We start from the raw sequence: 5,796 nt of genomic DNA, 5'->3' as shown, positions 1-5,796 counted from the left end.
GGTCAGTGTCTGGTGGGATCGGAGTTGTGTATATGAGTCAGCTACAGTTCCTCCATGACCAGAAGAATGGAAACCGCCATGACGTCCGCCCCCTCGCCCACGACGCCGCTCCCGGCCGATGCCGACCCCCGCTGGGCCGCCGTGCTGGCGCGCGATCCCGCCGTGGACGGCCGGTTCGTCTACGCCGTCAAGACCACCGGGGTCTATTGCCGCCCGGGCAGCCCCACCCGCCTGCCGCACCCCAGGAACGTCGAATTCTTCGATACACCTGAAGAGGCCGAAGCGGCGGGCTACCGCCCCAGCCGCCGGCACGCATCCGACCGCAGCGCGATCGCAGCCCGGCGCGCCGCACAGGTGGCCGAGGCGTGCCGCCTCATCGATGCCTCGGACGCCATTCCGGCATCGAGCGAACTTGCCAGGCAAGCCGGCATGAGCGTCCATCACTTCCACCGCGTGTTCAAAGCCGTCACCGGCCTCACTCCCAAGGCCTACGCAGCGGCTCGCCGCGCCGACAAGCTGCGCCGCGCGCTGCACGCGGGCGGACGGGTCACCGACGCCATCTACGAGGCCGGCTTCAATTCCAATAGCCGGTTCTACGAAGCCGCCGACCGCCTGCTGGGCATGCGTCCCAAAGACTATCGCCAGGGTGGTGCGAACATGCGCATCCGCTTCGCCGTTGGCCAATGCTCGCTAGGCGCCATCCTCGTCGCCCAGAGCGAACGGGGCATTTGCGCCATCCTGCTCGGCGACGACCCGGACGCGCTCGTGCGCCAGCTGCAGGACCAATTCCCGCGCGCCACGCTGGTCGGCGGCGACCGGGACTTCGAACGGGTGATCGCCCGCGTCGTCGGGCTCGTCGAGGCGCCGGCCGTCGGACTCGACCTGCCGCTCGACGTACGCGGCACCGCTTTCCAGGAACGTGTCTGGCAAGCGCTGCGCCAGATCCCCCCCGGCGTCACCATGACGTACGCGGAAATCGCGGCCCGCCTCGGCATGCCCAAAGCGGTACGCGCCGTCGCGCGCGCCTGCGCCGCGAACGCCCTCGCGGTGGCGATTCCTTGCCACCGTGTCGTACGCAGCGACGGAGCGTTGTCGGGATACCGTTGGGGCGTAGAAAGGAAGCGCGCGCTATTGGAGCGGGAGGGAAAGGCGCCCCGCGCCTGAGGCGCGTCACCCCCTGGGCCACGAACGGACCACCCTCCCAATGGGGCGTGCTGCCTGCCGGATGGGGCGGCCGGCGCCAAGGCCGGGTGGCGCGTCTCGGGTGCGGAGTGCCGTCGGCGCGAAGCGCCGACAAAGCATTGACGAGGATTGAGGCAATGCTGCCGATGCCCACAGCGTAGCCTGGCGCGTTGGGTGGGCACAGTCTGAAACGGCCGTGTAAGCCCATTGTCTCTGCTTTCCTCTTGGTGGCGTTGCATTGCCATTTATGTTTTTTTCATGCTAGGCAATCTGGCAAGGCTAGGCCAACGAAATATATCCACTACCGGTATGAAGGAAATTGCTTGCAGGGCGCGCATGAAAAATCGTCATATCTGCCCGTGAAATTTTCGTTTGCCTGCCGAAATGCGGCTCGCAATACTACCCCATCAAGACGCTCGCTCTTTGAGCCGGCAATTTCCTGTGAGTGGAGAGACTGAAGAAAAATGAATACGTTGAGCGACGTGGCTATACCCGAATTTGGGAATTGGATAAATGGCCGGGAAGAGCCGCTCCAAAACCCGATGGATTCCCTGAATCCCTACACCCAGAAGGTTTGGGCGCGGGTGAACGACGGGACGGTGGAGGACGTCGATCGCGCCGTCAAGGCGGCCCGCGATGCGTTCGAGAATGGCCCGTGGTCCAAAATGACGGCCACCCAAAGAGCCGAGTTACTGCGTCGCTTGGGAGATATCATCAAACGGGACGCCGAGGAGCTCGCCCGTATCGAATCCACTGACAACGGCAAGCTGTACAAAGAGATGCTGGGGCAGTGGCAGTACCTGCCGGAATGGTTCTATTACAACGCCGGACTGGCCGACAAGCTGCAGGGCGACGTGATTCCTTCGGACCGCCCCAACTTCATGATTTATACGCGCCACGAACCCATAGGCGTCGTGGGCGCCATCACCCCGTGGAACTCACCTGGCCTACTGCTCATCTTCAAGCTGGCGGCCGGCTTGGCCGCGGGGTGCACATTCGTGGTCAAGCCCTCCGAGCACACCCCGGTATCCACCATTGCACTGGCGCGGCGGATTCATGAGGCAGGCTTCCCGCCGGGCGTATTCAACGTCGTCAATGGCCAGGGTTCGATTGGCGCCGCACTGGTCAGCCATCCTGGCGTGGACAAGATCGCCTTCACCGGCGCGACCGAAACCGGTAAGCGCATCGCAGCGGAAGCTGCCAAGAACCTGACTCGCGTCTCTCTGGAGCTCGGCGGAAAATCCCCCAATATCGTCTTCAATGATGCCGATCTCGACGTCGCCGCAAACGGCGCGGTAGCCGGCATTTTTGCGGCAACCGGGCAGACGTGCATGGCCGGCTCGCGCCTGCTGGTACAGGAAGACATCCATGATGCATTCGTGGAGAAACTCGTTGCCAAGGCGCGCACCATACGCCTGGGCAACCCGATGGACCCAAGCACGGAAATGGGGCCGTGCGCCAACGTGCCTCAGTTGAACAAGGTGCTCGAGTACATTTCCATAGCCAAGCAGGACGGCGCCAAGCTCGCATGCGGCGGCGGAGTAGACCCCGAACTGGGCGGACTATTCGTACAGCCCACGATCTTTACGGATGTGGACAATCGCATGCGCATCGCCAGGGAAGAAGTGTTCGGTCCGATCCTGTCCGTCATCCGGTTCAAGGACGAAGCCGATGCCGTCCGCATCGCCAATGACACCCGGTTCGGCCTTGCAGCGGCAGTCTGGACCCAGAACATCCACCGCGGGCATCGGGTGGCACACCAGCTGCGCGCGGGCACAGTCTGGATCAACGCCTATCGCGTCATATCGTTCGCCGCGCCCTTCGGTGGGTTTGGCGAAAGCGGCCTGGGCCGCGAGAATGGCATGGACGCCATACGCGAATTCACCGAAACGAAGTCCGTGTATGTGGAGTTGAGCGGAGCACCCCGTGATCCGTTCAAGCTTGGATAAGGATTGATCCGCGGCAGCCGGCCTGGCGCGGGCGCGTTCCGCGCGCCGGTTCACCTTGGCCGTTTGGATGCGTAGGCGTCTTGCCGCCCCGGGCAGCGACCGGGGCGTTCACAATCCCACCAACGCTGCGCAGTCGGCCGGACTTGTTTTCTTTCTTGGGGGAAATCGATGGTGGGCGGTACTGGGTTCGAACCAGTGACCCCTGCCGTGTGAAGGCAGTGCTCTACCACTGAGCTAACCGCCCGAAGACGCGACCTCGCCGAGGCGCTTCGGTGTGAAGCCCGCCGCACTGGCGGGAGCCCATAACTATACCACAGTTTCCTGCTCGACGGGAAGTGGTTCCCATTTGCGCCAGAGCGTCTGGCCTTTGGATTCCTTGTCCAGGCCGGCCAGGTAAGCGCGATGGGCCTCCAAGTCGGCCTCGCTCACCGTGATCACCGGCAGGGTGGACGGGTCGAAGGCGCCGAGCTCGGCCGATTCCTGCACGGTGGTGTCCCCCAGATCGATGACCAGGCTGTCCTGGCCGCGCGTCATGGCGAGCCAGACCTCGGCCAGCAGTTCGGAGTCGAGCAAGGCCCCGTGCAGCACCCGGTGCGCGTTGGAGATGCCGTAGCGGTCACACAGGGAATCCAGGGAGTTGCGCTTGCCCGGGTGCAGTTCGCGGGCGTGCTGCAGCGAGTCGATGATGCCCAGGCAGTGGTCCCGGAAGTCGCCCCGCTGCAGGCGCGCCAGCTCGGCGTTCAGGAAGCGCAGGTCGAATTCGGCGTTGTGGATGATGATGTGGGCGTCGCGGACGAAGTCGAGGAATTCGTCGACTTTATCTTCGAAGCGGGGCTTGTCGGAAAGGAACTCGGTGGTCAGTCCGTGGACTTCCAGCGCACCGGGGTCGCTGTCGCGGTCCGGATTGAGATAGGTATGGAAGTGGCGCTGGGTGACCCGGCGGTTGACGATCTCGACGCAGCCGATTTCGATGATGCGGTGTCCTTGGAGTGGATCGAGGCCGGTGGTTTCAGTATCCAGGACGACGTAGCGCATGAGTGGGCATCAAAAAATGGCGGTGGCCCTCAAGTGTAGGACATTTGGCGCGCCGCGCTCGCTCAACCTACCGTTTCCGGCGCAGGAGGAACGGGCGCGGCATGCGCATCGACCTCGACCGGATGTTCACCCACGGGCAGCGGACGCTTGCGCTTGCCCGCGATCAGCGCGTAGACGCAAGGCACCACGAACAGCGTCAGGATCGTGCCCAGGCTCATGCCCCCCACGATCACCCATCCGATCTGCACCCGCGACTCGGCACCGGCCCCCTTGGCCAGGGCCAGCGGCACGGCGCCCAGCACCATCGCGCCGGTCGTCATCAGGATCGGCCTCAGGCGCAGCACGCTCGCCTCGGCCACTGCTTCCAGCAGCTCCTTGCCCTGGTCACGCAGCTGGTTCGCGAACTCGACGATCAAGATCCCGTGCTTGGTAATCAGCCCGACCAAGGTCACCAGGCCGATCTGGCTATATATCGATAGCGTCCCGCCCGTCAGCCACAGCGCCAGCAAGGCGCCCGTCATCGACAGCGGTACCGACAGCATGATGATCAGCGGATTGCGCCAGCTCTCGAACTGGGCAGCCAGCACCAAATAGATGAAGGCAACCGCCATCGCGAACACCATATAAATGCTGCCGGATGAATCGCGGAACTCGCGGGACTGGCCGTTCAAGTCCGTCTGCGCGGAAGCCGGCAGCACGCGCGCGGCAATCTCGTCCATCACTTCCAGCGCCTCGCCCAACGCATAGCCCGGGGCGAGCGAGCCCGTGATGGTGACCGAGCGCATGCGGTTGAAGTGGTTCAGCGTCTGCGGCGACACCCCTTCGCGCACCGACAGCAGGTTGGCCAACTGGACCATCTCGCCGTTGCGGGCACGGACGTAAATGTCCGAAATGTCGTCCGGGTTGGAGCGGTCGCGCGGGATGACCTGCACCAGCACGTCGTACTGCTCCCCGTTGTCCTTGAAGCGCGTGACCTGGCGGCCACCCAGCATGGTTTCGAGCGTACGCCCCACGCGGTCCACATCCACGCCCACGTCGGCCAGCTTGTCGCGGTTGACTTGCACGCGCAATTCAGGCGTATTCAGCCGCAAATCGGTCTGCACGTTCTGAACGCCCGGGTACTTGGCGAGTTCGGCGAGGAACGTTTCCGCGATGACCGCCAGTTCCGGATAGGAGACCTGGCTCATGATCACGAACTCGATCGGCGTGGAACGGGGCGATTGGCCGAGCGAAGGCGGATTGACCGGGAAGGCCTGCACGCCCGGCAGCGCGGCAAAGCGTGGCTGCAGCGAGCGGGCGATCTCCTGCTGCGACCGCGTGCGCTCCTCCCACGGCTTGAGGCGCAGCACCGCGTTGCCGTCGGTCACCACGGGGAAGCCTGCGACGGCCTGGTACGCGGCCATCTCGGGGATATCCTTGTAAATCTCCTCCATGCGCTCGAGGTAGGACGTGGTGTATCCCACGGTCGCCCCCTGGGGCGCCACCACCCGGCCATAGATCACGCCGCGGTCTTCCACCGGGGCGAGTTCGCTCTTGATGGTCTTGAACAACGGAATGCTGCACGCGCCCACCGCCAGCCCTGTCTCTTATACACAACACCGAGCCACGAGACGGAGCAACATCACGTAAG

The 5,796-nt window shown here is 64.2% G+C and carries 3 protein-coding genes, 1 tRNA gene and 1 pseudogene; 2 read left to right on the top strand and 3 right to left on the bottom strand.

Annotated features, from left to right (window positions below; translation table 11 throughout):
* The first annotated feature begins 78 nt into the window (after positions 1 to 78).
* Positions 79 to 1,164, top strand: coding sequence for a bifunctional DNA-binding transcriptional regulator/O6-methylguanine-DNA methyltransferase Ada (gene ada, locus IRZ12_RS15045; RefSeq protein ID WP_296470042.1), 1,086 nt, complete (start codon positions 79 to 81; stop codon positions 1,162 to 1,164).
* A gap of 560 nt (positions 1,165 to 1,724) precedes the next feature.
* Entirely contained in the window at positions 1,725 to 3,131 is a 1,407-nt protein-coding gene (locus IRZ12_RS15040; protein ID WP_296470039.1) for an aldehyde dehydrogenase, read from the top strand.
* 169 nt (positions 3,132 to 3,300) lie between these two features.
* On the opposite strand, the gene IRZ12_RS15035 is transcribed toward IRZ12_RS15040, so the two are convergent.
* The 3 genes and pseudogenes from IRZ12_RS15035 to IRZ12_RS15025 all read right to left on the bottom strand — a co-directional run.
* Positions 3,301 to 3,375 (bottom strand) — tRNA-Val (locus tag IRZ12_RS15035).
* A 62-nt stretch (positions 3,376 to 3,437) separates the two neighbouring features.
* Positions 3,438 to 4,166 carry a DNA polymerase III subunit epsilon gene (dnaQ, locus tag IRZ12_RS15030; RefSeq protein WP_296470036.1) on the bottom strand — a complete coding sequence of 243 codons (729 nt, stop codon included), beginning with the start codon at positions 4,164 to 4,166 and terminating at the stop codon, positions 3,438 to 3,440.
* Between the two features lie 62 nt (positions 4,167 to 4,228).
* Positions 4,229 to 5,746, bottom strand: a pseudogene (locus IRZ12_RS15025) (efflux RND transporter permease subunit); the annotation flags it as partial.
* Positions 5,747 to 5,796: the final 50 nt, after the last annotated feature.

The sequence above is a fragment of the Pigmentiphaga sp. genome, assembly GCF_019689535.1.
Classification (GTDB): Bacteria; Pseudomonadota; Gammaproteobacteria; order Burkholderiales; family Burkholderiaceae_B; genus Pigmentiphaga.
Note: the sequence above shows the minus strand (reverse complement) of the source record. Positions and strands in the feature narration are given on the sequence as shown.